This window comes from Streptomyces poriticola (assembly GCF_036689765.1).
Taxonomy (GTDB): domain Bacteria; phylum Actinomycetota; class Actinomycetes; order Streptomycetales; family Streptomycetaceae; genus Streptomyces; species Streptomyces poriticola.
On record NZ_JBAGKH010000003.1, the window covers coordinates 74,568 to 99,733 of the forward strand.

The following is a 25,166-nucleotide window of genomic DNA, read 5'->3' on the forward strand; positions in this document are numbered from 1 at the left end:
GCACGGCGGGTTACCCGCGGTCACGTCTTTTCTCGTGAGCCCCCTTCCACCACTATGGGCACCCCCAAACCGGCCGGTACGTCCGGGGCCGCGACGGCGGGTGTCACGGGGCGCGAGGAGGCGGGAGCATGGCTCGGGGGGACGGGACGGAACAGGGCCGCAGGGCGGCGCCCGGCGACGGTACGCACACCGGCGCGTCCGACGCGCGGCTGACGGAACTGCTGCGCGCCGACACCTCCGCGGCGTACCCGGCCCTCCAGGAACTGCGCGCGCGGCACCACGCGACGGTGCTCGAATACACCCGGCTGTGCACGGCCGGCGACTCCACCGCACGCCAACTGGCCGCGCAAGCCTTCACCCTGGCGGCCCGTCATGCCGCGCGCGGCACCGAGCGGGGCGGCCCCTGGCGGCATCAGCTCCTGCTGCTGGCCGGCGAGATCGCCGCCGAGTGGGCGGCCGACGAACGGTCCGCCGGACTCGACGCCAATCTGCTGCTGGTGCTCAACACCGCGGGTCCCGGCGTCCCCGTACCGCCCATGCTCGCGGCGTACCGCACGCTGCCGCCCCGGACGCAGGGGCTGATCTGGTACGGCGTCCTGGACCGCGAGCCCGCCGAGCACACGGCCACGTTCCTCGGCATCGGCCCGCAGGACGTGGCCTACGGCACCGGTCCGGCCCTCCAGGCGCTCGCGCAGGCGTGTCTGCGCGCCCGGCTGGCCGCCTCCGGCGGCGTGCGCTGCGCGGACTTCCGCCGGGTCATCGAGGACGCGGTACGGCCCGACGGTCCCCGGGAGAGCCCCGACCTGCACACCCACATGGCCCGCTGTACGCACTGCACGGCGGCGTACGAGGAGCAGTGCGCCCTGCGGGACAGCCCGCGCACCGCGCTCGCGGACGGTCTGCTGCCCTGGGCGGGCACCGCCTACGCGGGCCGGGAGCCGCACCGGCCCGCCGCGGGGTCCCTGGCCGTGCCCCGGCTGTGGCCGCCGTCCCGGCGCGTCGTCCTGGCCTCGGCGGCGTTCGGTGTGGCGCTGGCGCCGCTGCTGCTCCTGCTGCTGTCCCAGGGCGGTTCGCCGTCGGCGCGGTCGGCGGGCTCGGCCACCGACCCGTCCGGCCCGCCGCCCCCGGCGGTCACGGTGACGGCCACGGTCTCCGCGACGCCCTCCTCCCCCTCGCCCTCGGCGACCGCCTCTCCGTCCGCCACGGCCACCGCTTCGCCGTCCCCGACGCCCAGCCTGGCCCCCACGCGCCCGGCCCGCCCGGCGCCTCCGCCGCCCCCGACGACGCCCGCCGCCCCGTCGTACCGGCCACCGGGCGGCTCCTATGCGCAGGTGGTGAACGTGGCCACCGGCCGCTGCCTGGACGTCCGCGACGGCCACTTCGCCAAGGGCACCGATGTGGTCATGGTTCCGTGCACCTCGTCCCGCACCCAGCTCTGGCGGGTCGACACCGGCCGCGGCGTGCTCCAGTCGTACGCCGACCACGACTACTGCCTGGACAGCCGCGGCGCCGTGGAACGGGGTGTCGGCATCTGGGAGTGCTCGTCGGTCTTCGGACGCAACGGGCAGAATCTGCGGTTCGCCGTGGACACGCGCGGGGTGATCCGCCCCGGCATCGCCCCGGACCACGCGGTGACGGCGGGGCCGGGCGAGAGCCTGGTCGTCGTGCCGGAGTCGGGGCGTTCGGAGCAGCGCTGGCGGGCGGGTTCCTGAGCCTTCCCGGGGGGTTCGGGCGCCCGCTGTGAGAGCTGCGGGTCCCGTGGTGGGACCGGTGGGCTCCCGGTGGTGGGAAGTGCGGGCGCCGCCCGGGCGGGCCGTGCGGGCTCCTGTCCGGTCAGACCACGCGGACGCCGCGCCGCCACACGCCGGAGACCAGCGGTACGCCGGGCCGGTAGGCCAGGTGGACATGGCTCGGGGCGTCGAGGAGGGTCAGGTCGGCGTAGGCGCCGGGGGTGAGGCGGCCGATGTCGTCCCGGCGCAGGGCCGCCGCGCCGCCCGCGGTGGCCGACCACACCGCCTCGTCGGGCGTCATCCCCATGTCCCGGACCGCGAGCGCGATGCAGAACGGCACGGACGAGGTGAAGGACGAGCCGGGGTTGCAGTCGGTGGACAGCGCGACGGTGGCGCCGGCGTCGAGCAGGCGTCGGGCGTCGGGCCATTCGGCGCGGGTGGAGAACTCGGCGCCGGGCAGCAGGGTGGCCACGGTCGAGCCGCTCGCCAGGGCGTCGACGTCGGCGTCGGTGAGATGGGTGCAGTGGTCGGCGCTGGCCGCGTCGAGCTCGACGGCGAGCTGGACGCCGGGGCCTTGGGAGAGCTGGTTGGCGTGGATGCGGGGGTGCAGTCCCCTGGCCCGGCCGGCGGTGAGGACGGCGCGCGCCTGGTCGCCGTCGAAGGCGCCCTTCTCGCAGAAGACGTCGATCCAGCGGGCGTGCGGGGCGCAGGCGTCGAGCATCTCGCCGGTGACCAGGGCGACGTAGGCGGCGGGGTCGTCGGCCAGCTCGGGGGCGACGATGTGGGCGCCGAGGAAGGTGACCTCGTCGGTGTGGCGGGCGGCGATGCGCAGGGCACGGGACTCGTCGGCGGCGGTCAGTCCGTACCCGGACTTGGTCTCGAAGGTGGTCGTGCCCTGGCGGAGCGCCTCGGCGAGGTAGCGGGTGAGGTTCGCCTCCAGCTCCGCGTCCGTGGCGGCGCGGGTGGCGGCGACGGTGGTGCGGATGCCGCCGGCGCTGTAGGGGCGGCCGGACATGCGGGCGGCGAACTCCTCGGTGCGATCGCCCGCGAAGAGCAGGTGGGAGTGGGAGTCGACGAACCCTGGGAGGACGGCGCGGCCCCCGGCGTCGAGGCGATTGTCAGTGGCGGGTGCTTTGCTGGATTCACCGGTCCACGTGATGCGGTCGCCGTCGATGGCGACGGCCGCGTCCCGGACCAGTCCGAGAGGGCTTCCGTCACCGAGGGAGGGGTCGTTGGTGACCAGCGCGGCGATGTTGGTGATGACGGTGCTGCTGCTCATGGCGTCGTCCTCGTGGGGGCTGGGTCGGGCGGCGGTCACGCGCGCAGGGCTTCGGCGGCGCGGGCCAGCGCCTGCGGCACATCGGGTACGAGAGTGTGGGCCCCGTCGCGTACGACGTGCCGGCCCGCGACGACCGTATGCCGTACGTCCGCCCCGGTCGCGGCGAATACGGCGGTCTCGGCGCCCAGCCGGGGCAGCGGCCCCGCGGTCCTGACCGAGTCGAGGGCGACGGTGGCGAGGTCGGCGCGGGCCCCGGCCTCGATGGTGCCGGTGCCGTCCCAGCCGAGGGCGGCGTGGCCGTCGGCGGTGGCGGCGCGCAGCAGGGCGGCGGCGGTCCAGTGGCCGCGGGTGCGGGTGCGCAGCCGCTCGTTCAGCTCCATCGCGCGGGCCTCCTCCAGCAGGTCGATCACGGCGTGGCTGTCGGAGCCGAGGGACAGCGGTGAGCCGGCCCGCTGGAGGGCGGCGGCGGGGCCGATGCCGTCGGCGAGGTCGCGTTCGGTGGTCGGGCACATGCAGGTTCCGGTGCCGCTGCCGCCGATCAGCGCGATGTCGGCGTCGGTGAGATGGGTGTTGTGGACGCCGGTGGTGCGCGGGCCGAGGACGCCGTGGTCGGCGAGGAGCCGGGCCGGGGTGCGGCCGTGGGCTTCCTGGCAGGCGTCGTTCTCGGCGGTCTGTTCGGACAGGTGGACGTGGAGCGGTGCCCGGCGCTCCTCGGCCCAGCGCACCACAGTCGCCAGCCCGTCGGCGGGCACGGCCCGTACGGAGTGCACGGCCGCCCCGATCCGCGCGTGATCCCGTTCCTCGAGAGCTGCAGAGCGTTCCGCCCAGGCCTCCGCCGTCCCGTCGGAGAAGCGCAGCTGGTGGGTGCTGGGGGGCTGTCCGAAACCCGCGGAGAGGTAGCAGGTGTCCAGCAGGGTGATGCGGATGCCGGCCTCGGCGGCGGCCTCGATCAGGGCCTCCCCCATGACGTTGGGGTCGGCGTAGCGGACGCCGCCGGGCGCGTGGTGGAGGTAGTGGAACTCACCGACGGCGGTGATGCCGGCGAGGGCCATCTCGGCGTACACCGCGCGGGCCAGCTGGTGGTAGGTGTCCGGGGTGAGCCGGTCGGCGACGGAGTACATGACCTCGCGCCAGGTCCAGAAGGTCCCGGAGCCGACCTGGACGGTGCCGCGCAGGGCGCGGTGGAAGGCATGGCTGTGGGCGTTGGCGAGCCCGGGCAGGGTCAGTCCGCGCAGCACCTCGGCGCCGGGCGGCGGGCTGTCCGCGCCGGTGCGGACGGCGGTGATGCGGCCGTCGGCCACGTCCACGGCGACGCCCGGCTCGACATGGCCGCCGAGCCAGGCGTGCTCCAGCCAGTAGGTGCGCGGTGGGGCGGTCACGGGCAGGCCAGTCCTTCCAGTACGTCGGCGAGTGCGGTCACGCCGGCCACGCAGTCGTCCTCGGCGGCGAACTCGGCCGGGGAGTGCGAGACACCGGTGGGATTGCGCACGAACAGCATGGCGGTCGGGATGCGTCCGGAGAGGATTCCGGCGTCGTGTCCGGCGCCGGTGCCGAGGACGGGGACCCGGAGGGCGGGTTCGGTGTCGTGGCCGAGGATGCGGGCCAGTTCGTCGCGCAGGGCGTGGTCGAACTCGACGACGGGAGTGAAGGACTCGCGTTCGACGTCGAGCGCTACGCCGTGTGCCTCGGCGTGGGCGCGGGCGGCCTTCTCGACGCCGTCGACCACGGCGTCGAGGGACTCCTGGCGGGGGGCGCGGGAGTCCAGCCAGCCGCGGACCAGGGACGGGATGGCGTTGACGCCGTTCGGCTCGACGGCGATCTTGCCGAAGGTGGCGACGGCGCCGGCGCGTTCGGCCTCGCGGCGGGCGGCGAGGACGGTCTCGGCATAGCCGAGCATGGGGTCGTGCCGGTCGGCGAGGCGGGTGGTGCCGGCGTGGTTGGCCTCGCCGCGGAAGTCGAACCGCCAGCGTCCGTGCGGCCAGATGGCGCTGGCGATGCCGATCCGGTCGCCGGACAGGTCCAGGGCGCGGCCCTGTTCGACGTGGAGTTCGACGAAGGCGCCGATGCGGGCGAGCCGCTCCGGGTCGGGGCCGATGGCGGCGGGGTCGTGGCCGGCCACCTCCATGGCCTGCGGCAGGGTGATCCCGTCGCCGTCGGTGAGGCGGTGGGCCTGCTCGACGGTGAGGGCACCGGCGGTGAGCCGGGAGCCGACGCAGGCGAGGCCGAAGCGGGCACCCTCCTCGTCACCGAAGTTGACGATGCCGAGGGGCCGGGTGAACCGGGCTCCCCTGGCGCGCAGTTCGTCCAGGGCGGCGAAGGCGGACACCACCCCCAGAGGGCCGTCGAAGGCGCCGCCGTCGGGGACTGAGTCCAGGTGGGAGCCGGTGACGACGGCGTCGCCGTCGGCCGGGTCGCCGAGCCAGGCCCACTGGTTGCCGTTGCGGTCGGTCTCGTGGGCGAGTCCGCGGGAGCGGGCCTGCTGGGCGAACCAGGCACGGCAGTCGGCGTCGGCCTCGGTCCAGGCGAAGCGCCGGTAGCCGCCGGTGGCGGAGCTGCGGCCGATCGGCAGCAGCTCCGCCCACATGCTGTGGAAGCTCAACGGTCGTCACCCTCGCGCATCGGCACCCGTACGTCCCGCTCCCGGGCGACGGTGTCCGCGATGTCGTACCCGGCGTCGACGTGCCGGATCACGCCCATGCCGGGGTCGTTGGTGAGCACGCGGCGGATCTTCTCCCCGGCGAGCGCGGTGCCGTCGGCGACCGTGACCTGCCCGGCGTGGATCGAGCGGCCCATGCCGACGCCGCCGCCGTGGTGGAGGGAGACCCAGGAGGCGCCGGAGGCCACGTTGACCATGGCGTTGAGCAGCGGCCAGTCGGCGATGGCGTCGGAGCCGTCGAGCATGGCCTCGGTCTCGCGGTAGGGGGAGGCGACGGAGCCGCAGTCGAGGTGGTCGCGGCCGATGACGACCGGGGCGGCCAGCTCGCCGCCCGCGACCATGTCGTTGAACCGCTCGCCGGCCTTGTCGCGCTCGCCGTAGCCGAGCCAGCAGATGCGGGCGGGCAGGCCCTGGAAGTGGACCCGCTCGCCGGCCATGCGGATCCAGCGGGCCAGGGACTCGTTCTCCGGGAACAGGTCGAGGATCGCCCTGTCGGTCTTGGCGATGTCCGCGGGTTCGCCGGACAGGGCGGCCCAGCGGAAGGGGCCCTTGCCCTCGCAGAACAGCGGGCGGATGTAGGCGGGGACGAAGCCGGGGAAGGCGAAGGCCCGGTCGTATCCGGCGAGCTGGGCCTCGCCGCGGATCGAGTTGCCGTAGTCGAAGACCTCGGCGCCGGCGTCCTGGAAGCCGACCATGGCCTCGACGTGCCGGGCCATGGACTCGCGGGCGCGGGTGGTGAAGCCGGCCGGGTCCTTGGCGGCGGCGTCGGCCATGTCCTCGAAGGCGATCCCGGTGGGCAGGTAGGCCAGCGGGTCGTGGGCCGAGGTCTGGTCGGTGACGATGTCGACGGGCGCGCCCATGGCGAGCAGCTGCGGCAGCAGCTCGGCGGCGTTGCCGAGGACACCGACGGAGAGGGCCCGGCGCTGGTCCCGGGCCTCGACGGCGAGCTGCAGGGCGTGGTCGGGGGAGTCGGCCTTCACGTCGAGGTAGCGGTGCTCGATCCGGCGCTCGATGGCGCGCGGGTCGCAGTCGATGCAGATCGCGACACCGTCGTTCATGGTCACGGCGAGCGGCTGGGCACCGCCCATGCCGCCGAGCCCGGCGGTGAGGGTGATGGTGCCGGCGAGGGAGCCGCCGAACCTCTTGGCGGCGACGGCGGCGAAGGTCTCGTAGGTGCCCTGGAGGATGCCCTGGGTGCCGATGTAGATCCAGGAGCCGGCCGTCATCTGCCCGTACATGGTCAGGCCGAGCGCCTCCAGGCGGCGGAACTCCTCCCAGGTGGCCCAGTCGCCGACGAGGTTGGAGTTGGCGATGAGGACGCGCGGTGCCCACTCGTGGGTCTGCATCACGCCGACCGGGCGGCCGGACTGCACCAGCATGGTCTCGTCCTGCTTGAGCGTCCGCAGGGTGCGGACCATGGCGTCGTACGAGCGCCAGTCGCGGGCGGCCTTGCCGGTGCCGCCGTAGACGACGAGCTTGTCGGGGTGCTCGGCGACCTCGGGGTCCAGGTTGTTCTGCAGCATCCGCAGGGCGGCCTCCTGCTGCCATCCCCGTGCGCTCGGCTCTGTACCGCGCGGTGCTCGGACGGTCCGGGGTCCTGACATGGGGTGCCTCCTGGTGGCTCGCTCCCGGCGGATGTTGCGCTGGATATTCACATCCTGACCTTGTGAATAGACCTAGTCAATACGGTGCCGGGTCGGCACCGGCGCGTCGCGGGTGTTTGGCTGGATGTACGGGCACGGACATCGACGGGACGGTGGAGTACATGAGCGACGGCGACGGCGGCGACGGCACCGGGACGGGCGACGGCGCGGACACCGGCGGGACGGCCGGCCGGGGAGGCCGGGACGGCCGGGCCGGTACGGAGGCAGCGCGGGCCGCGCGCCGGGACCGGGCCGTACAGGCCGCGGTGGAACAGGGGCTGCTCGGGCCCGACGCCGCGGTGGTGGGGCTGCTGGACGTCGCCGGTATCAGGGAATCGGCGGCCGAGCTGCGGGCGGCGTTCGAGGCGGCGGTGGCACCCGGGACCGAGGTGCTGCACGCCTTCGCGGTGAAGGCGACCCCGCTGGTGCCGGTGGTGCGGCTGCTGCACTCCGAGGGCATCGGCACGGAGGTCGCCAGCCCCGGCGAGCTGGCGCTGGCACGGGCGGCCGGGGTGCCACCGGAGCGGACGGTGCTGGACTCCCCCGCGAAGACCCCGGCCGAGCTGCGCGAGGCGCTGGCACTGGGCATCGCCGTCAACGCGGACAACCCGCAGGAGCTGGACCGCCTCGACGCCCTGGTGCACTCCGCCCCCAGCCGCTCACCGCTCGGCCTCCGGGTGAACCCGCAGATCGGCGGGGGCTCCATCGAGGCGCTGTCCACGGCGACCGAGACCTCGAAGTTCGGGGTGGCGCTGCGCGACGAGGGGGCCCGGGAGTGGGTGGTGCGGGCGTATCTGGACCGGCCGTGGCTGACCCGGCTGCACGCCCACACCGGCTCCCAGGGCATACCGCTGCCGCTGATGGCCCAGGGAGTCCGGGAGACGTACGCGCTCGCCGAGGAGATCAACGCGCGGGCCGGGCGCCGCCAGGTCGACACCCTCGACATCGGCGGCGGCCTGCCGGTGAACTTCGCCTCGGACGCGACCACCCCCACGTTCGCCGAGTACGTGCGCGTGCTGCGCGAGGCGGTGCCGGGGTTGTTCGAGGGGCGGTACGGGCTGGTCACCGAGTTCGGCCGGTCACTGCTGGCCAAGCACGGGACGGTGGTGGCGCGTGTGGAGTACGCCAAGCGCGCGGGCGGCCGGCCGGTCGCGGTCACCCACGCGGGCGTGCAGGTGGCGACGCGGACGGTGTACGCGCCGGACGCATGGCCGCTGCGGATCGCTGCCTACGACGCCAAGGGGCTGCCGAAGGTCGGCCCGGACGTGGTGCAGGACGTGGCCGGACCCGCCTGCTTCGCGGGGGACCTGCTGGCGACGGGGCGGGCACTGCCGCTGCTGGAGCAGGGGGACTACGCGGCGGCGCTGGACACGGGCGCCTACTACTTCGCGCACCACTACGCGTACAACTCGCTGGCGCGGCCGGGGGTGTACGGGTTCTCCGCCGACCCGTCCGGGGCCGTCGCCTTCGCCGTCGTACGGGAGGCGCAGTCGGTCGGGGAGATCGTGGCCGAGGCGGGCGGGGCGCACGCCGGGGCACTCACGTCCGGCCTCACGCCGTAGGGCTCGGGTCTCACGCCGTAGAGCCCGGGGCAGGCGCCGTAGAGCCCGGGGCAGGCGCCGCCGGAGAGGCGGCGCGGTGCCCGGCCCCGGTCAGACCCGGCCCGGCCCCGCCGTCTTCGCCCGGCCCCGGTCAGACCAGCGCCGCCGCCTTCCGGCGTGCTCCGCCCGGGGCCGCGTCGCCCGCGGCGATGCCGGTGCTGCGGTAGGCCTTGACCGCCTTGCCGGCCGGGCGGCCGGAGTTGCGGGCGAGCCAGTCGACGCGCACCCACAGCAGGGCGTCCTCGGCGTCCTCGCGGCGGCCCAGCCAGGCGGACTTGAGCCGGAGACCGGTACCGCAGCCGGCCAGCAGCATGCCCCCGGCGGCCGGCACCGCGAAGGCGCTGCCGAGCGCGGCGAGGAAGCCGAGCAGCAGCCACCAGCGGTGGCCGCGCCGCCAGTTGCGCATGGTCACCGCCCGGTCCTGCAGCACATCGTGCCTGCCCGCGCGGGCGGCGGTGCCGGCCAGCGCGATGTACCGGCCGCGGCGCACATACGCGACGACGGCCGCCGCGACCAGGAACAGGGCGGCCCCGGCCAGCACCCCGATCCGGCGCCCGGTCAGCCCCGGCACCAGCGCGCCGGCGCCCGCCGCGAGCACGCCCAGCCACCACATCGGCGCCGCCCCCGCCCGTACGACGACGGCGACCCGAGCCAGTCCGTGTCCTCCGCGTCCGTCGCGTCCTCCGCGCCCTTCGCGTCCTCCGCGCGCCACCTTCCGCCTCCGTCTCTCGTCTGCAGCGTCCGAGGGTGTGTCAGGCGAGGCAGCGTAGTGCGGGAAGGTGAGACGAGTCTGAGAGCGGGGCGACGTCAGTCCACGAAGAGTCCGCGCGCCGCCGCCTTGGCGTCGAACTGCTCCAGCCGCGCCTGGGCGTCCGGCAGACCGTCGCACATCGCCTCCAGCAGCACCCGGCCGAGCAGCATCGGCGCACAGGCGGTGTCGAAGGCGAGCCCGGTGCCGACGGCGGCGGGCAGCAGCAGGTCGGAGACCTTGGCGACGGGCGCGAACGCGGAGTCCGCGACGGTCACCACGATCAGCCCGGACTCCTTGGCGTGGGTGAGGGTGTCGACGACCTCGCGGGGATGCCGGGGCAGCGCGAAGCAGAGCAGGGCACCCGCCCCGGCGTCCACGGCGGCGTCGATACGGTCGTGGATCATCGTGCCGCCCTCGTTGAGCAGCCGGACGTCCGGGTGGACCTTGGCGGCGAAGTAGGCGAAGCCGTGCGCCTGGGCAGCCGCCGCCCGCAGCCCCAGCACCGGCAGCGGTCGGCTCTCGGCGAGCAGCCGCCCGGCCTCCTGGACGGGCCGGGGGTCGGCGAGCACCTCCGCGAGATGCCGCAGGTTCTCGATCTCGGCCTCGACGGCCTGCTGGTACTCGTTGTGGGCGCCGGGCTCGGCGGCGGGTTCGGCGGGGGCGACCTCGCGCAGATGCCGGCGCAGGGCGGGGTAGCCGTCGAAGCCGAGGGCGACGGCGAACCGGGTCACCGACGGCTGGCTGACCCCGGCCAGCTCGGCCAGTTCCACACTGGAGAGGAAGGGCACGTCGGCGGCGCGCCGCACCATGCTGTGGGCGATGCGCCGCTGGGTGGGCGTGAGCCGGTGTCCCTCGAAGAGCGCCTGCAGCCGCGCCGCAGGGCTGTCGGTCCCGCTCATGACGTGCTCCCCCTCGACCTATTCACGATTTGCGGATTCTGCATACCGTTATACAGCGATGGGCGCTCCCCCGCCCGGATACGGGGGCTGTCCCCAGTGCACCGGGGCGCGGTCGTGCCTAGCGTGGGCGGGTATGAGCGGTAAGGACGCGCGGGACGCCGACCTGAAGAAGGAACTGGACGCCACCCTGCAGGCCCGCAGGGAGCTGGGCGAGGAGTACGAGTCCGCGCTGGTCGACTCGTTCCTGGAGAAGGTCGACCAGCGGATCGACGGGGCGGTCGAGCGCCGGATGCGCCGGCAGCTCGCGGAGCAGCAGATGGCGTCGGCCCGGGACGCCCGGTCGCCGCGGCCCACCGACACCTGGGGCGAGCGCTTCGGCTTCGGGATCGTCTCCCTGGTCCTCGCGGTCCCGCTGTCCGCGATCGGCGGCGGTGTCGCCGGTCTCCCGGGCCTGCTGGTGGCCTGGTCGGGCATCGTCGGCGTCAACGTCGTCCAGGCGGCCAGGATCAATCCGGGGCTGTTCCGGCGCCGCGGCGGCGTCCGGGACGACGAGTGGGAGGACTGAGCCGGGCCGGACGGATGCTGTGCGCGGGGACCGCCGCACCCCCATCGCTGGGGGGCGGGACGACGGCGGTCCCCGCGGGGACGCGGGGCCGGGTCAGGGACCGGGCGGCGCGTCCATGGCGTCCATGGAGGTCCGGGAGCCGCTCCGGAGGTCCTGACGCCGTTCGGTGCCGGCCTGGACGGGGAGCCGCTCCCGTCCCGCCGACGAACCTCAATCTGCCGGACCGGTGTTAAGCGGGTGCTGCGCGAACGTGACACGCACGTACCACTTCCGCGAAGTCCGCACCGGCCGCCCGCGGCCTCAAATCGGGCCGGGGAACCGGCAGTTCACCCGACGTTCACCCGAACCTCCGGCCGGTCACTTCCCGTTCTCGGCGAGGAACGCCAGCAGGTCCTGACGGCTCACCACGCCGGTCGGCTTGCCCTCGACGAGGACGATCGCCGCGTCGGCCCGGCCGAGCACCGACATCAGGTCCGCGACCGGCTCGCCGGAGCCGACCTGGGGCAGCGGGGCCGACATGTGCTTCTCCAGCGGGTCGTCCAGCGAGGCACGCTTGGCGAACAGGGCATCCAGCAGCTCGCGTTCCACGACCGAGCCGACCACCTCGGCGGCCATCACGTCCGGGTGGCCCGCGCCGGGCTTGACGATCGGCATCTGCGAGACGCCGTACTCGCGCAGGACGTCGATGGCCTGGCCGACCGTCTCGTCCGGGTGCATGTGGACGAGGGACGGGATGGCGCCGCCCTCCTTGTCGTCGAGGACGTCCGCGACGCGGGCGCTGGAGCCGGTGTCCTCCAGGAAGCCGTAGTCGGCCATCCACTCGTCATTGAAGATCTTGCTGAGGTAGCCGCGGCCGCTGTCCGGGAGGAGGACGACCACCACGTCGTCCTCGGTGAGCCGACCGGCGACCTCCAGCGCGGCCACCACCGCCATGCCGCAGGAGCCGCCCACCAGCAGCCCCTCCTCCTTGGCCAGCCGCCGGGTCATCTGGAAGGAGTCCTTGTCGGAGACCGGCACGATCTCGTCGGCGACGGTCCGGTCGTAGGCGGTCGGCCAGAAGTCCTCGCCGACGCCCTCGACGAGGTAGGGGCGCCCGGAGCCGCCGGAGTAGACCGAGCCCTCGGGGTCGGCGCCGATCACCTTGACCCGCCCGTCACTGGCGTCCTTCAGATAGCGCCCGGTCCCGGAGATGGTCCCGCCCGTCCCGACACCGGCCACGAAGTGGGTGATCTTCCCCTCCGTCTGCTCCCACAGCTCGGGGCCGGTGGAGTGGTAGTGGGACAGGGGGTTGTTCGGGTTGGAGTACTGGTCGGGCTTCCAGGCGCCGGGCGTCTCGCGCACCAGCCGGTCGGAGACGTTGTAATAGGAGTCCGGGTGCTCGGGGTCCACCGCGGTGGGGCACACGACCACCTCGGCCCCGTAGGCGCGCAGCACATTGATCTTGTCGGTGGACACCTTGTCCGGGCAGACGAAGATGCACTTGTAGCCCTTCTGCTGGGCCACGATGGCGAGTCCCACGCCCGTGTTGCCGCTGGTCGGCTCGACGATGGTGCCGCCGGGCCGCAGTTCGCCGCTCTGCTCGGCGGCCTCGATCATGCGCAGGGCGATGCGGTCCTTGACCGAGCCGCCCGGGTTGAAGTACTCGACCTTGGCCAGGACGGTGGCCCTGATCCCCTTGGTCACGCTGTTGAGCCTCACCAGCGGGGTGTTGCCGACGAGGCTGATCATCGAGTCGTGGAAATGCACCGTGGTCTCCGGATGCTGCAAAAGATGCGGTCGTGATGGTTCCGCCAGCCTATGGCCTGCGGCTGGCCCGTGGCGGTCGTTCACTCCTCGTTGAGATTGGGCGACGGTCCGTACGGGGCAAGCAGTGGGTGTACGGCTCGAAGGAGGTGGCGGCGGCGCATGACGAGCATGTCGAGGGCGAGGGTGGCCCGGCGGATCGCGGCCGGTGCGGCGTACGGCGGCGGCGGGATCGGTCTGGCGGGTGCGGCCACGGTCGGTCTGCTGCTGGCGGAGGTGCAGCTGGCCAGGCGCCGGGTGGGCATCGGCACACCCGATCGGGTGCCGGACGCGGCCGGTCTGTACGGAGGCCCGCTGCCGACGGCCGGGGAGCCTCCGCTGCGGCTGGTGATGCTGGGCGACTCCACGGCGGCGGGCCAGGGTGTGCACCGGGCCGCGCAGACGCCGGGGGCGCTGCTCGCGTCGGGGCTGGCGGCGGTGGCCGAGCGCCCGGTCCGGCTGGCCTCGGTGGCGCTGCCGGGGGCGCGCTCGGACGATCTGGACCGGCAGGTGACGCTGGTGCTGTCGGACCCGGCCCGGGTGCCCGACGTCTGCGTGATCATGATCGGCGCCAACGACGTCACCCACCGGATGCCGGCCACCACCTCGGTGCGCCATCTCTCGGGGGCGGTCCGGCGGCTGCGCACGGCCGGTGCGGAGGTCGTCGTGGGCACCTGCCCGGACCTGGGCACCATCGAGCCGGTGCGGCAGCCGCTGCGCTGGCTGGCCCGGCGCGCCTCGCGGCAGCTGGCGGCGGCGCAGACGATCGGGGTCGTGGAGCAGGGCGGGCGCACGGTGTCGCTGGGCGATCTGCTGGGCCCGGAGTTCGCGCAGAACCCGCGGGAGCTGTTCGGCCCCGACAACTACCACCCCTCGGCCGAGGGGTACGCCACCGCGGCGATGGCGGTGCTGCCGACGGTCTGCGCGGCGCTGGGCCTGTGGCCGGCGGAGGAGGAGCGTCCGGACGTCAGCCGCCGCGAGGGCTTCCTGCCGGTGGCGCGGGCGGCGGCGGAGGCCGCCTCCGAGGCGGGTACGGAGGTCGCGGCGGCGATGCCGACCGGGCCCCGGGGTCCCTGGGCACTGCTCAAGCGGCGCCGTCGGCGCCGGGTCCCGGAGCCGGAGGCGGCGCCCGCGGCTCCGTCGGGATGACGCACCCCGCGCCGGTCCCGGCCCGCCGGGGCCGCGCCGCCGGACCCCGCGCCGGCCCGAGCGGCCTCGTCCTCACCCGCCGGAAGGCCTGCTGCGCTCACCGGCGTCGAGGCCGCCCCGGCAGAAGAAAAGCAAGCGCTTAGACATCTGCGGTCCATGTCACACCCCGGCACGCGTGACCCAGGCCATACGTACGGGTAACTTCCCAAGCAACCCGTCCGTCCCCGCACTCGCCTCTGGAGCCGTGATGCCCGAAGCCGTGATCGTCTCTGCCGCCCGCTCCCCCATCGGCCGCGCATTCAAGGGCTCCCTGAAGGACCTGCGCCCGGACGACCTGACCGCCACGATCGTGCAGGCCGCCCTGGCCAAGGTGCCCGAGCTCGACCCCAAGGACATCGACGACCTGATGCTCGGCTGCGGCCTGCCCGGCGGCGAGCAGGGCAACAACCTCGGCCGGATCGTCGCCGTGCAGATGGGCATGGACCACCTGCCGGGCTGCACCGTCACCCGGTACTGCTCCTCGTCCCTGCAGACCTCCCGCATGGCGCTGCACGCCATCAAGGCCGGCGAGGGCGACGTGTTCATCTCGGCCGGTGTCGAGGCGGTCTCCCGGTTCGCCAAGGGCAACTCCGACAGCCTGCCCGACACGCGCAACCCGCTGTTCGCCGAGGCCGAGGCGCGCACCGCCGCGGTCGCCGAGCAGGAGGGGACGACCTGGCACGACCCGCGCGAGGACGGCCTGCTGCCCGACCCGTACATCGCCATGGGCCAGACCGCCGAGAACCTCGCCCGCGCCAGGGGCATCACCCGGCAGGACATGGACGAGTTCGGCGTCCGCTCGCAGAACCTCGCCGAGGAGGCCATCAAGAACGGCTTCTGGGAGCGCGAGATCACCCCGGTCACGCTGCCCGACGGCACCGTGGCCGCCAAGGACGACGGTCCGCGCCCCGGCGTCAGCATGGAGGGCGTGGCGGGCCTGAAGCCGGTCTTCCGCCCCGACGGCCTGGTCACCGCCGGCAACTGCTGCCCGCTCAACGACGGCGCCGCGGCGCTGGTCATCATGAGCGACACCAAGGCCCGCGAGCTGGGCCTGACCCCGCTGGCCCGGATCGTCTCCACCGGCGTCTCCGGCCTCTCCCCGGAGATCATGGGCCTGGGCCCGGTCGAGGCCTCCCAGCAGGCGCTGCGGCGGGCGGGGCTGACCATCGGCGACATCGACCTGGTCGAGATCAACGAGGCGTTCGCCGCGCAGGTCATCCCCTCCGCCCGCGACCTGGGCATCCCGCTGGAGAAGCTGAACGTCAACGGCGGTGCCATCGCCGTCGGCCACCCCTTCGGCATGACCGGCGCCCGGATCACCGGCACCCTCATCAACTCCCTGCAGTGGCACGACAAGCAGTTCGGCCTGGAGACGATGTGCGTGGGCGGCGGCCAGGGCATGGCCATGGTCATCGAGCGGCTCAGCTGACGCGTCGCCCCCTGTCACGCGTCCCCCGGCCCCACCGCCGCGGACCACCGCCGAGACACGTTCGGTAGTGCCGGGAGGACCCACCGTGACCCTGCGCCCGGAACCCCGGAATCCCCGGGGTTCCGGGCCGTTTTGTGATCGAATCTCCCTCAGGATGTGACCTATCTCCCTCACCGCAGGGATATCGCAGGTCAGAGCAGTCACACCGTCATCCGACCACCCAGGGACCTGTCCGATTCGTGACGTTACGCACTGACAGGGGGTTAGTCCGCCCTTCAAGCTGATGTAGGAAGTCGGGGGTCGACTTTGAACCGGGAGTACGTCAGTGAGCGCCACATCGATCGCCCTGCTGCTCACCACGGCCGCCACCGGTGCCGTGGGCGTCGCCGTGCTGCGCAGTGTCCTGGTGCTGCGCCGCCAGGTCGCGGCCCTGCACACGGAGCTGGCCGAGAGCCGGGCCGCCGCCGCGCGGGCGCGGGTGCCCGCCGCCCGCAGCCATGCCGACACCGAGGAGATACGCGCCGCGGTCGCCGAGGCGCTGGCCGAGGAGCGGGAGCGCGAGCTGGCCGAGGCACGCGCGTTCTGGGCCGCCCAGGAGTCGCGGGACGGCTCGGACGCACCGCTGCTGCTGGGCCTGTCCGACAGTGAGCTGTTCCTGCCGCGGCACGCCGATTTCGCGGGCCTGGAGCCGGTCGGCGAGCCGGTGGCCGAACAGGGCGCGGACACCGACGAGGCGGCCGGGCCGTCCGGGGAGTCCGCCGAGCTGGCAGCGGCCCGCCGCCGGCACCCCTCGCACCCGGACTTCGTCCCGCACCAGTCGCCGGTGGTCGACGACCACGAGCGCACCGTGGCCACGCTGGAGGAACTGGCGGACGGCCGCGTCGAGCTGGCCGACGTCCGCCCGGGCCCGCTGGGCACGCTCGACGTCTATGTCTTCGCCGACGGCACGACGCTGTGCATGACCCCGGGCCACCGCGAGACCGCGGAGCGGCTGTCGGCCGCGCTGCGCGCGGGGGACACGCCGGTGCTGCTCGGCGGGTCCGGTGTCTCGGGCGCCTACACGCTGACCTTCGCCTGCGGCGAGGAGAGCGTCTACATCCTGGCGGACCGCGTCATCGCGTCGCTGTAGCCGCCGGTCCGTACCGCGCGCCGGGGAATCACACCCCGGCGCGTTTCTGTGCCTCCGCCACCAGCCGTACCGCGTCCGCCAGCTCGGCGTCGCTCGTCAGTACGAGTGCCAAGTCGTGCGCGGCGACGGTGATCTGGTCGGCGGCGGCGAACATGCCCGCGTCGGGCATCCGCCTGGGCTCGCGTCCGGGTTCCTCGGCGAGCTGGGCACGGCGGGCCAACTCCCTGGCCAGCTCCAGCGCCTCGGCGGCGGCACCCCGCTGCAACCGGCTCTGCGGGGCGGCCCGCAGCCGGTCGGCGAAGTGGTCCACCGCTTGGGTCAGGGGTGTCGTATCAACCACGGCGCGAGCGTACGCGCACGTGCGGGAGTGTTGCCAACGGGCGAACGCTCAGGCACCGTGACCTGAAGGACCGGCTTACATCCCCTGCGTCCGGAGGCGCCGATGTCCCACGTCCTCTCCGAGGAGACCCATCGCAATCTGCTCGCCCGCATCCCGCACTGCACCGGTCGTGAGATCTCCGACTGGCTGCGCACCGTCGAGGAGGGCCCCGCCCTCCGCTTCGAGGAGAAGGTCAGCTGGCTCCGCCACGAGCACAACCTCGCGTACGGCCACGCCAAGGCGCTGATCCACGAGTACGACCTCAGGAGGGCCGCGCGCCGACTGGTCTAGCCGGACACCGGCCGGACACCCCGTGATCCACCGCACGAAACCACCGCACGAGACCGCCGCACGACGACGAAGGGCCCCGGGGCGAACCCGGGGCCCTGTCACGCACCCGCGTCTCCGCGGGGCGCAGGGTCAGTCGCTGCTGTTGAGGATCGAGATCAGGCGCAGGAACTCGAGGTAGATCCACACCAGCGTCAGCGTGAGGCCGAAGGCCGCGAGCCAGGCCTCCTCGCGCGGGGCACCGTAGGCGATGCCGTCCTCGACCTGCTTGAAGTCCAGGGCGAGGAAGCAGGCACCGAGGATGATGCCGATGACGCCGAAGACCACGCCGAGCGCACCGCTGCGGAAGCCGAGGCCGTCACCGCCGGCGAAGACCGCGAACAGCAGGTTCACCGCCATCAGCAGCACGAAGCCCATGGCGGCTGCCATCACGAAGCCGTAGAACCGGCGGTTGACGCGGATCCAGCCCGCCCGGTACGCCACCAGCACACCGGCGAAGACCGCCATGGTGCCGATCACGGCCTGCATGGCCGCGCCGTCGGCGATATGGGTGTCCACAACGTTGGAGACGACGCCGAGGAAGACGCCCTCGAACGCCGCGTACGTCAGGATCAGCGCGGGCGAGGCCTTGCGCTTGAAGGACTGGACGAGCGCCAGCACCATGCCGATCAGCGCGGCGCCGATGGCGATGCCGTACGACCGCCCGAGGTTGGCCTCGTCGACCGGCAGCAGCGCCCAGGAGAGCGCGGCGGTGACGACGAGCAGCCCGAGGGTGCTCGCCGTCCGCATGACGACGTCGTCCATCGTCATCCGGCCGGTGGTGGCGGGCGCCTGTGGCGGCGCGCCGTACTGCGCGTCCTGCTGGGCGTAGGGGTTCTGCGCGTACGGGTTCTGCGCGTACGGGTTGCCGGTGGGCTGCGCGTACGGGTTGGCCTGCGTGGCGACGGCGGGTCCCCCGGCCTGCGGCGCGGTGTTGAAGCCCGCGTAGCCGTTGTCGCGGCTGAACCCCCGTCGCGAGAAGACCGGGTTTCTGCTCCTCATTTCACTCCTCCATGGCCACACTGCGTAGGCCTTGGCTGCAAGAGTAATAGAACGGCAAAGGATTGACCCTAGTGCTTGGGGAGGATCTTTCCCTCGTAGTGCTGGCCAACACGGTACGCCGAACCGTGATTCCCCTCACGCCAGGGGGTCACTCCCGGGTGATCCGCCCCGGGGGCGAGCCAGAGCGGCCCTCGAACCCGTCGGCGCCCGGGCGGAGGTGACGTCTTCTCCGGCGGCGGAAACCCGCCCCCCGGCCCGGCGGGCGGGTTAATGTGAGCTGCATCACTCGCGAGGGAGGGTCGGCCGAAGGAGTACGTCCGTTCGGACGTACGGGTGGACCCGGCGAGGTCAGCCGTTGCAGGGAACCGCCACGTCCAGCACCCAGGTCACCCCGAAGCGGTCGGTGAGCATGCCGTACAGCGGCGCCCACGGCGACGGCCCCGGCGGCTGCACCACCGTCGAGCCCTCGGCCGGCGTCTCCCACAGGGCGCTGATCTCGTCGGCACCGGCACCGCGCACGGAGACGAAGAAGGGGTTCCTGCCCCGGTCCCAGGGCAGACGGGAGGGGACGTCACAGGCCATGACGTGGAAGCCGGACGTCACAGGCCATGACGTGGAAGCCGCCATCGGCCACCACCTCGCCGAAGACGACCCGGTCCGCGTCCTTCTCGTTCTGCACGTTGCCCATGTCCTGGTAGGTGACGGCGGTCGTGCGCCCGCCGAAGACGGACCGGTAGTGGCCCAGCGCCGCCCGGGCGTCGCCCTGGGACCTCGACCGCGCCGGCCGGCGCATCTTCCGCGTCGACCGCATGCACCCGCGCGTCCCGACCGGCCCGCGCATCCTGACCGCCCGCGCATCCCGACCGGCCCGCGCTCCACCCCGCGCGAACTTCCCGGCCGTGACGTGGCCGCGTTCGTCACGGCCGATTCCGCGGAACGGACGGCTCCTCCCGAGGACTGGCCCTGCCGCGGCGACGTCGTCCTCGGTCTGCCCGCACAGGCGGTGACCTCTTCGCAAGGACGGAGTCGTCGAGGAGCTCGGCCCCGACCGCTGTCGCCTGACCCTCGGCTCCTGGTCCTGGACCGGCCGCGCCGCCGCGATCGGCCGGTTCGACGGCGACATCGAGATCATCGGCCCGCCGCAGCCGACCGCCGCGTTGGCCGCACGCTACGCATATGCCGCAGGCGTGATGGTGCCCGGAGCCGGACTTGAACCGGCACGCCCGCGAAGGGGCAGCGAGGTTTAAGCTCGCCGTGTCTGCATTCCACCATCCGGGCAGGCCGTGGGCTCCGCATCGAGGCTCCGAGCCTATCGGGGCCGGTCCCTCGAACAGCGGAGTGATAGACCGATGTTGTCTTATTTTATTGATGTCTGAGGGAGCATCAGCCACGCGGACAGGCCATCGGTACCTGCCCATAGCCTTGCGTGCGAGGCGCGGCCGTGTGTGCGGAATGACGGAATTTCACCGTCCCGACCGGGGCGTCCGCCCTGTTCTCACACGGTCGGACCAGACGGCGGCCCAGGACGGGCCGAGGGCCGGCGCCGCGGGCGGTGAACCGGTCGGCCACCCCGGGTCGGGGCGGCGCGGGGGTCAGGGTCCCCCGTCCTCCCCAGGTATGACGCGGGCCCGCCGGGTCCGACCGGAGTCGCCCCCGGGAACGGGAGCTGCGGCTGACTCCGGGGCGCCGGGCGGCGGAGACGATGGATGACGTCCCGAACACACCGTCGTCCCGACAGGAGCACGTTCCCGTGACCACCGCGCCCTCCCCCGAACTTCGTCCGGGGGGACCCCCGGCCGACCCGTCCACCGCCGTGGCCGCGCGCGCCACAGAGCTGTCGAAGATCTACGGCCAGGGCGAGACCCAGGTGGTCGCCCTCGACCGGGTCTCCGTGGACTTCCCGCGCGCCGAGTTCACCGCGATCATGGGCCCCTCCGGCTCCGGCAAGTCCACGCTGATGCACTGCGTCGCCGGTCTGGACACCTTCTCCTCCGGCTCGGTGCGGATCGGCGACACCGAGCTGGGGTCCCTGAAGGACAGGCAGCTCACCAAGCTGCGCCGGGACAAGATCGGCTTCATCTTCCAGGCGTTCAACCTGCTGCCGACCCTGACGGCCCTGGAGAACATCACCCTCCCGATGGACATCGCGGGCCGCAGGCCCGACAAGCAGTGGCTGGACACCGTGATCCAGATGGTGGGGCTGTCCGGGCGGCTGGGGCACCGGCCCGCCCAGCTCTCCGGCGGCCAGCAGCAGCGCGTGGCCGTGGCCCGTGCCCTGGCCTCCAAGCCGGAGATCATCTTCGGTGACGAGCCGACCGGGAACCTCGACTCGCGCTCCGGCGCCGAGGTACTGGGCTTCCTGCGCAACTCGGTGCGCGAGCTGGGCCAGACCGTGGTGATGGTGACCCACGACCCGGTGGCCGCCGCCTACGCGGACCGGGTGGTCTTCCTCGCGGACGGGCGGATCGTCGACGAACTGCACGGCCCGACGGCCGACTCGGTGCTGGACCGCATGAAGCGGTTCGACGCCAAGGGCCGCACCAGCTGACGTCCCGTAACGCGGGCCGCACCTGGCCCAAGTCCCGCACTGCGGGCCCGCACCACCTGACGTCCCGCACCGCGGGCCGCACCAGGTGACGCCCGCCCCGGCCTCCGCCCCCTCCCGCTTCCCCCGTCGTACGTCTGGACCGAGAAGACCCATGTTCCGTACCGCCTTGCGCAACGTCCTCGCGCACAAGGCCAGGCTGTTGATGACCGTGCTCGCCGTGCTGCTCGGCGTGGCGTTCGTGTCGGGCACCCTGGTCTTCACCAACACCATCTCCGGGGCCTACCAGAACAGCTCCGCCAAGGGCTTCGACCACGTCGACGTCGCCGTCACCCCCGGGTTCCAGGACGCCGAGGGCGACCGGGTCGGCAAGCCGCACGAGCTGACCGACGCCCTGCTCGACGAGGCCGCGCAGGTGCCCGGCGCCGCGTCCGCGACCGGCGTCGTGCAGGGCTTCACCGCCGTCGCCGACAAGGACGGCAAGCTGATCGGCGACGGCTTCAGCACCCGGGGCGGCAACTACTGGGGCGCCGACGACCCCCGCTACCCGCTGGTCAGCGGCCACGCCCCGAAGGGCGAGGGAGAGGTCCTCATCGACTCCCGGACCGCGAAGCGCACCGGCTACGAGGTCGGCGACACCGTCCGGCTGTCGGTGGACGGCCCGGTCCTCACCCCGAGGATCACCGGCATCTTCACCACCGACGACGGCAACGTCGCGGCCGGCGGCAGCCTCGCCCTGTTCGACACACCCACCGCGCAGGCGCTGTTCGGCAAGACGGGCACGTACCACGAGATCGACGTAAGGGCCGAGGACGGCGTCACCCAGGCCGCGCTCAAGGCGGAGCTGGACGGGGCGCTGCCGAAGGACGTCGTGGAGACCACCACGGGGCAGCGGCTCGCCGACGACCAGGCGGAGCAGATCGCCCGGTCGATGAGCGGGCTGAAGCAGGGCCTGCTGGTCTTCGCCGGCATCGCGCTGTTCGTCGGCACCTTCATCATCGCCAACACCTTCACCATGCTGGTCGCCCAGCGCACCAAGGAACTGGCGCTCATGCGGGCGGTCGGCGCCTCCCGCCGGCAGGTCACCCGCTCGGTGCTGATCGAGGCGTTCGTGGTCGGCGCGGTCGCCGCCGTGAGCGGGCTGGTCGCCGGCGTCGGCATCGGCGCCGGGCTGCGCTCCCTGATGGGCACCCTGGACGCGCCCGTGCCGGACGGCCCGCTGGTGATCACGCCCGGCACGGTGGCCGCCGCCCTCGCGGTCGGCATCCTGGTCACCATGCTGGCGGCGTGGCTGCCGGGCCGCCGCGCGGCGAAGATCCCGCCCGTCGCGGCGATGAGCAGCGTGCACGCCAGGGCCACCACCAAGTCGCTGGTCCTGCGCAACACCCTCGGCGCACTGTTCTCGGCGGCCGGCATCACGGTGGTCCTCGCGGCGACCACCATGGACGGTTCGGACGGCCAGGCCCCGATGGGGCTGGGCGCGGTGCTGCTGATCATCGGCGTGTTCATCCTGACACCGCTGCTGTCCCGACCGCTGATCGCCGCGGCGGCACCGGTGCTGCGCGCGTTCGGGGTCTCCGGCAAGCTCGCCCGGCAGAACTCGGTGCGCAACCCGCGGCGTACCGCCGCCACCGCCTCGGCGCTGATGATCGGTCTGACCCTGATCACCGGTATGACGGTGATGGCCGGCAGCCTCCAGAAGTCGATCGACAAGATGGCGTCCTCGGCCATCGAGGCCGACTACGTGGTCTCCATGGCCAACTTCAACCAGCTGTCGCCGGACGTCGCCGAGAAGCTGGAGAAGCTCGACGGCGTCACCGCCACCAGCCCGCTGCGCGACGCCCCCTCCCGGATCGGCGGCGAGACCGAATACCTCACCGGCGTCAACGGCGCCACCATCGGCAAGCTGACCGACCTCACCGTCGACGACGGCTCCTTCACCGTCGGCGGCACGGACGTGGTCGTCGACGACGCCACCGCCGACCGGCTCGGCTGGAAGGCCGGCTCCACCTTCACCGTCGCCTACGAGGACGGCCAGAAGCAGCAGCTGACGGTCGCCGGGGTGTACGAGGGCAACGAGATGATCCACGGCATCATGGTCGACACCGCCACCCTCGCCCCGCACCAGCCGGACCCGCTGGACATGCAGGTCATGGTGAAGACCGCCGGCGGCACCTCCGAGGCGGCCAAGGACAGCCTGGTCAAGGCCCTCGGCAGCAACCCGGCGATCAAGGTGCAGGACAAGAAGGACATCTCCAACGAGATCGCGCAGATGGTCACGCTGATGCTGAACATGCTCTACGGCCTGCTGGCCATGGCGGTGATCGTGGCGGTCCTCGGGGTCATCAACACCCTGGCGATGTCGGTCTTCGAACGCTCCCAGGAGATCGGCATGCTGCGGGCGGTCGGCCTGGACCGCCGGGGCATCAAGCGGATGGTCCGTCTGGAGTCGCTGGTGATCTCCCTGTTCGGCGGGGTGCTCGGCATCGGCCTCGGCGTGTTCTTCGGCTGGGCGGCCGGTCAGCTCATGGGCTCGAAGATGGCGACGTACGAGCTGGTGCTGCCCTGGGACCGGCTGGCGGTCTTCCTGGCGCTGGCCGCGGTCGTCGGTGTGCTGGCGGCTCTGTGGCCGGCCCGCCGGGCGGCACGGCTGAACATGCTGACGGCGATCAAGGCCGAGTAGGCGCACCGCGCGAGCAGAGCCGCCGCGCGGACGGCCGCAGGGCGCGAGCCGGGCCCCGCTTCCCCTTGAACCCGAGTTGCAGGGAGCGGGGCCCTTCGCGTACGCGGCCGGGGGCCGACCGGGGTCAGCCGTTCCAGGTGCGGGCGCGCAGCGGCAGGCCGGAGCGGCCCGTCTCGGGGGTCTTCACGGCCAGCACCTGGTTGACGCCGATGCGGTTGTGTTCGAAGGCGAGCGCGGAGGCTGCCATGTACAGCCGCCAGACGCGGGCCCGGCCGGGGCTGGTGAGCTGGACCGCACGGGGCCACTCGGCCTCCAGGGCCGCGACCCAGCGGCGCAGCGTGAGGGCGTAGTGCTCGCGGATCGACTCCACGTCGCGCACCTCGAACCCGGCGCGCTCCAGTTGGGTGACGGTGGTGCCGAGCGGGGCGAGCTCACCGTCGGGGAAGACGTAGGCGTCGATGAAGGTGTCCACGCTGTACGTCGTCTCGTCACCCTGCGGGCGGCGGGCGATCTGGTGGTTCAGCAGCCGTCCGCCGGGAGCCAGCAGGGCGTACAGGTCGCGGGCGTACTCCAGGTAGCGTTCCGCGCCGACGTGTTCGGCCATACCGATGGAGGAGATCGCGTCGTACGGTCCGTCCGTGACGTCCCGGTAGTCCTGGACGCGGATCTCCACCCGGTCGGTGAGGCCCTCGTCGGCGATGCGCTTGCGGGCGTAGGCGGCCTGCTCCTGGGAGAGGGTGATGCCGACGACGCCGACGCCGTGGTCCCGGGCGGCGTGGACGGCCATCGAGCCCCAGCCGCAGCCGACGTCGAGCAGCCGCTGACCGGGCGCCAGGCCGAGCTTGCGGCAGACCAGTTCGAGCTTGTCGCGCTGGGCGGTCTCCAGGGTGCCTCCCGCGAGGACTCCCTCGGCCGGGGTGCTGCCGGGGGCAGCGTCCCAGTAGGCGCACGAGTACACCATGGACGGGCCGAGGACCAGCTCGTAGAAGTCGTTGCCGACGTCGTAGTGGTGGCTGATGGCGCGTTTGTCGGTGCGTCGGGTGTGCAGATGGCCGCGGCGCCTGCGGACCTCCTCCGGGGGCGGGGCGGGCGGCAGCGGCGGCCCGCCGAGCCTCACCAGTCCGCGGACGGCGGCCCGCACCTCCGGGTCGCGCAGCGCCTGCCCGAGGGTGCGGGCGTCGTCGTCGCGCTCCCAGATCAGACCGGCGAGCAGGTCGAGCGTGGTGTAGAGGTCGCCGTCGACGTCCAGGTCGCCGGCCACCCAGCCGCGGGCCAGGCCCAGTTCGCCGGGCTTGAAGAGCAGCCGGCGCAGGGCGCGGCGGTTGCGGACGACGAGTACGGGGGCGCCCGGGGGGCCGGCCTGTGAACCGTCCCAGGCGCGGATGCGGACCGGGAGCGGGACTCCCAGCAGCTGTTCGACGAGGTTCCTCAGCCGCAGTGCGGCGTCTGCCATGGCGCACACCTCCGTGACGCGAGAGCCCGGATGCTCTGTCACCACGAAAACACCGTCGGGGCCGTTGCGCAGTCCCGCATTGGGGTTATGACTGGGCAAAACACCTGTAAGCAGTATGCAGTTAC

The 25,166-nt window shown here is 73.3% G+C and carries 19 protein-coding genes, 1 tRNA gene and 2 pseudogenes; 10 read left to right on the top strand and 12 right to left on the bottom strand.

The features are described 5' to 3' along the window. Positions 1 to 128 precede the first annotated feature (128 nt). Positions 129 to 1,712, top strand: a complete 1,584-nt coding sequence (locus V5O46_RS05425; protein WP_332883276.1) for an RICIN domain-containing protein — start codon at positions 129 to 131, stop codon at positions 1,710 to 1,712. 121 nt (positions 1,713 to 1,833) lie between these two features. Here V5O46_RS05425 and hutI read toward each other — a convergent pair whose 3' ends face one another. The 4 genes from hutI to hutU are packed head-to-tail and all read right to left on the bottom strand — an operon-like array spanning position 1,834 to position 7,269. Continuing rightward, positions 1,834 to 3,009 (bottom strand): imidazolonepropionase, encoded by a 1,176-nt coding sequence (gene hutI, locus V5O46_RS05430; protein ID WP_332883277.1) that lies wholly within the window; start codon positions 3,007 to 3,009, stop codon positions 1,834 to 1,836. A gap of 35 nt (positions 3,010 to 3,044) precedes the next feature. Continuing rightward, on the bottom strand, positions 3,045 to 4,394 hold the full coding sequence (locus V5O46_RS05435; RefSeq protein ID WP_408648930.1) for a formimidoylglutamate deiminase: 1,350 nt from the start codon (positions 4,392 to 4,394) through the stop codon (positions 3,045 to 3,047). After that, positions 4,385 to 5,608: an allantoate amidohydrolase gene (locus V5O46_RS05440; protein WP_332883279.1), complete on the bottom strand. Its 1,224-nt coding sequence runs from the start codon at positions 5,606 to 5,608 to the stop codon at positions 4,385 to 4,387. Before V5O46_RS05440 ends, V5O46_RS05435 begins: the two co-directional genes overlap by 10 nt. Next, complete coding sequence (gene hutU / locus V5O46_RS05445) at positions 5,605 to 7,269, bottom strand: urocanate hydratase (protein WP_332883280.1); 1,665 nt, start codon at positions 7,267 to 7,269, stop codon at positions 5,605 to 5,607. The genes V5O46_RS05440 and hutU overlap by 4 nt, the downstream gene beginning before the upstream one ends. 161 nt (positions 7,270 to 7,430) lie before the next feature. On the opposite strand from hutU, the gene V5O46_RS05450 reads away from it, so the two are divergent. Continuing rightward, positions 7,431 to 8,870 carry a type III PLP-dependent enzyme domain-containing protein gene (locus V5O46_RS05450; RefSeq protein ID WP_332883281.1) on the top strand — a complete coding sequence of 480 codons (1,440 nt, stop codon included), beginning with the start codon at positions 7,431 to 7,433 and terminating at the stop codon, positions 8,868 to 8,870. A gap of 130 nt (positions 8,871 to 9,000) precedes the next feature. Here the strand turns inward: V5O46_RS05450 and V5O46_RS05455 are convergent, their stop codons facing one another. Next, positions 9,001 to 9,522 (bottom strand): hypothetical protein, encoded by a 522-nt coding sequence (locus tag V5O46_RS05455; RefSeq protein WP_332883678.1) that lies wholly within the window; start codon positions 9,520 to 9,522, stop codon positions 9,001 to 9,003. A 194-nt stretch (positions 9,523 to 9,716) separates the two neighbouring features. After that, positions 9,717 to 10,559: a MurR/RpiR family transcriptional regulator gene (locus V5O46_RS05460; RefSeq protein ID WP_332883282.1), complete on the bottom strand. Its 843-nt coding sequence runs from the start codon at positions 10,557 to 10,559 to the stop codon at positions 9,717 to 9,719. A 133-nt stretch (positions 10,560 to 10,692) separates the two neighbouring features. Here V5O46_RS05460 and V5O46_RS05465 point away from each other — a divergent pair, with 133 nt between their 5' ends. Beyond that, complete coding sequence (locus tag V5O46_RS05465) at positions 10,693 to 11,124, top strand: hypothetical protein (RefSeq protein WP_332883283.1); 432 nt, start codon at positions 10,693 to 10,695, stop codon at positions 11,122 to 11,124. Between the two features lie 357 nt (positions 11,125 to 11,481). Here V5O46_RS05465 and V5O46_RS05470 read toward each other — a convergent pair whose 3' ends face one another. Continuing rightward, positions 11,482 to 12,870, bottom strand: a complete 1,389-nt coding sequence (locus tag V5O46_RS05470; RefSeq protein ID WP_332883284.1) for a cystathionine beta-synthase — start codon at positions 12,868 to 12,870, stop codon at positions 11,482 to 11,484. 159 nt (positions 12,871 to 13,029) lie between these two features. Between V5O46_RS05470 and V5O46_RS05475 the strand changes: the two genes are divergently transcribed. From V5O46_RS05475 to V5O46_RS05485, 3 genes are all read left to right on the top strand, one after another. Continuing rightward, positions 13,030 to 14,055, top strand: coding sequence for an SGNH/GDSL hydrolase family protein (locus V5O46_RS05475; RefSeq protein ID WP_332883285.1), 1,026 nt, complete (start codon positions 13,030 to 13,032; stop codon positions 14,053 to 14,055). Between the two features lie 247 nt (positions 14,056 to 14,302). Then, positions 14,303 to 15,523, top strand: a complete 1,221-nt coding sequence (locus V5O46_RS05480) for an acetyl-CoA C-acetyltransferase (RefSeq protein ID WP_332883286.1) — start codon at positions 14,303 to 14,305, stop codon at positions 15,521 to 15,523. A gap of 325 nt (positions 15,524 to 15,848) precedes the next feature. Then, positions 15,849 to 16,652 carry a hypothetical protein gene (locus tag V5O46_RS05485; protein WP_332883287.1) on the top strand — a complete coding sequence of 268 codons (804 nt, stop codon included), beginning with the start codon at positions 15,849 to 15,851 and terminating at the stop codon, positions 16,650 to 16,652. 28 nt (positions 16,653 to 16,680) lie between these two features. Here V5O46_RS05485 and V5O46_RS05490 read toward each other — a convergent pair whose 3' ends face one another. Next, a complete protein-coding gene (locus tag V5O46_RS05490) occupies positions 16,681 to 16,992 on the bottom strand; it encodes a hypothetical protein (protein ID WP_332883288.1) in 312 nt (103 codons plus the stop codon). Between the two features lie 102 nt (positions 16,993 to 17,094). Here V5O46_RS05490 and V5O46_RS05495 point away from each other — a divergent pair, with 102 nt between their 5' ends. Further along, the gene (locus tag V5O46_RS05495; protein WP_332883289.1) at positions 17,095 to 17,322 is read left to right on the top strand and encodes a DUF4287 domain-containing protein; all 228 of its coding nucleotides are present in this window, start codon (positions 17,095 to 17,097) and stop codon (positions 17,320 to 17,322) included. A gap of 129 nt (positions 17,323 to 17,451) precedes the next feature. Here the strand turns inward: V5O46_RS05495 and V5O46_RS05500 are convergent, their stop codons facing one another. After that, the gene (locus V5O46_RS05500; RefSeq protein WP_332883290.1) at positions 17,452 to 18,360 is read right to left on the bottom strand and encodes a Bax inhibitor-1/YccA family protein; all 909 of its coding nucleotides are present in this window, start codon (positions 18,358 to 18,360) and stop codon (positions 17,452 to 17,454) included. A gap of 348 nt (positions 18,361 to 18,708) precedes the next feature. Continuing rightward, positions 18,709 to 19,153: pseudogene (locus V5O46_RS05505) on the bottom strand (VOC family protein). Here V5O46_RS05505 and V5O46_RS32065 point away from each other — a divergent pair. Further along, positions 19,125 to 19,559, top strand: a pseudogene (locus V5O46_RS32065) (transcriptional regulator); the annotation flags it as partial. The pseudogenes V5O46_RS05505 and V5O46_RS32065 overlap by 29 nt on opposite strands. Here the strand turns inward: V5O46_RS32065 and V5O46_RS05515 are convergent. Further along, positions 19,552 to 19,638: transfer RNA gene (locus tag V5O46_RS05515), tRNA-Leu, on the bottom strand. The pseudogene V5O46_RS32065 and the gene V5O46_RS05515 sit on opposite strands and share 8 nt — an antisense overlap. Before the next feature lie 424 nt (positions 19,639 to 20,062). On the opposite strand from V5O46_RS05515, the gene V5O46_RS05520 reads away from it, so the two are divergent. Further along, positions 20,063 to 20,908, top strand: a complete 846-nt coding sequence (locus V5O46_RS05520; protein WP_408648913.1) for an ABC transporter ATP-binding protein — start codon at positions 20,063 to 20,065, stop codon at positions 20,906 to 20,908. A 151-nt stretch (positions 20,909 to 21,059) separates the two neighbouring features. Continuing rightward, positions 21,060 to 23,588: an ABC transporter permease gene (locus V5O46_RS05525; protein ID WP_332883292.1), complete on the top strand. Its 2,529-nt coding sequence runs from the start codon at positions 21,060 to 21,062 to the stop codon at positions 23,586 to 23,588. 124 nt (positions 23,589 to 23,712) lie between these two features. Here the strand turns inward: V5O46_RS05525 and V5O46_RS05530 are convergent, their stop codons facing one another. After that, positions 23,713 to 25,041: a cyclopropane-fatty-acyl-phospholipid synthase family protein gene (locus tag V5O46_RS05530; protein ID WP_332883293.1), complete on the bottom strand. Its 1,329-nt coding sequence runs from the start codon at positions 25,039 to 25,041 to the stop codon at positions 23,713 to 23,715. Positions 25,042 to 25,166: the final 125 nt, after the last annotated feature.

Bases quoted from the DNA above. Each gene is read 5' to 3' on its own strand.
- V5O46_RS05425 (WP_332883276.1), top strand. From the start codon at position 129: ATGGCTCGGGGGGACGGGACGGAACAGGGCCGCAGGGCGGCGCCCGGC.
- hutI (WP_332883277.1), bottom strand. From the start codon at position 3,009: ATGAGCAGCAGCACCGTCATCACCAACATCGCCGCGCTGGTCACCAAC.
- hutU (WP_332883280.1), bottom strand. From the start codon at position 7,269: ATGTCAGGACCCCGGACCGTCCGAGCACCGCGCGGTACAGAGCCGAGC.
- V5O46_RS05450 (WP_332883281.1), top strand. From the start codon at position 7,431: ATGAGCGACGGCGACGGCGGCGACGGCACCGGGACGGGCGACGGCGCG.
- V5O46_RS05455 (WP_332883678.1), bottom strand. From the start codon at position 9,522: ATGTGGTGGCTGGGCGTGCTCGCGGCGGGCGCCGGCGCGCTGGTGCCG.
- V5O46_RS05460 (WP_332883282.1), bottom strand. From the start codon at position 10,559: ATGAGCGGGACCGACAGCCCTGCGGCGCGGCTGCAGGCGCTCTTCGAG.
- V5O46_RS05465 (WP_332883283.1), top strand. From the start codon at position 10,693: ATGAGCGGTAAGGACGCGCGGGACGCCGACCTGAAGAAGGAACTGGAC.
- V5O46_RS05475 (WP_332883285.1), top strand. From the start codon at position 13,030: ATGACGAGCATGTCGAGGGCGAGGGTGGCCCGGCGGATCGCGGCCGGT.
- V5O46_RS05480 (WP_332883286.1), top strand. From the start codon at position 14,303: ATGCCCGAAGCCGTGATCGTCTCTGCCGCCCGCTCCCCCATCGGCCGC.
- V5O46_RS05495 (WP_332883289.1), top strand. From the start codon at position 17,095: ATGTCCCACGTCCTCTCCGAGGAGACCCATCGCAATCTGCTCGCCCGC.
- V5O46_RS05500 (WP_332883290.1), bottom strand. From the start codon at position 18,360: ATGAGGAGCAGAAACCCGGTCTTCTCGCGACGGGGGTTCAGCCGCGAC.
- V5O46_RS05520 (WP_408648913.1), top strand. From the start codon at position 20,063: ATGGATGACGTCCCGAACACACCGTCGTCCCGACAGGAGCACGTTCCC.
- V5O46_RS05525 (WP_332883292.1), top strand. From the start codon at position 21,060: ATGTTCCGTACCGCCTTGCGCAACGTCCTCGCGCACAAGGCCAGGCTG.
- V5O46_RS05530 (WP_332883293.1), bottom strand. From the start codon at position 25,041: ATGGCAGACGCCGCACTGCGGCTGAGGAACCTCGTCGAACAGCTGCTG.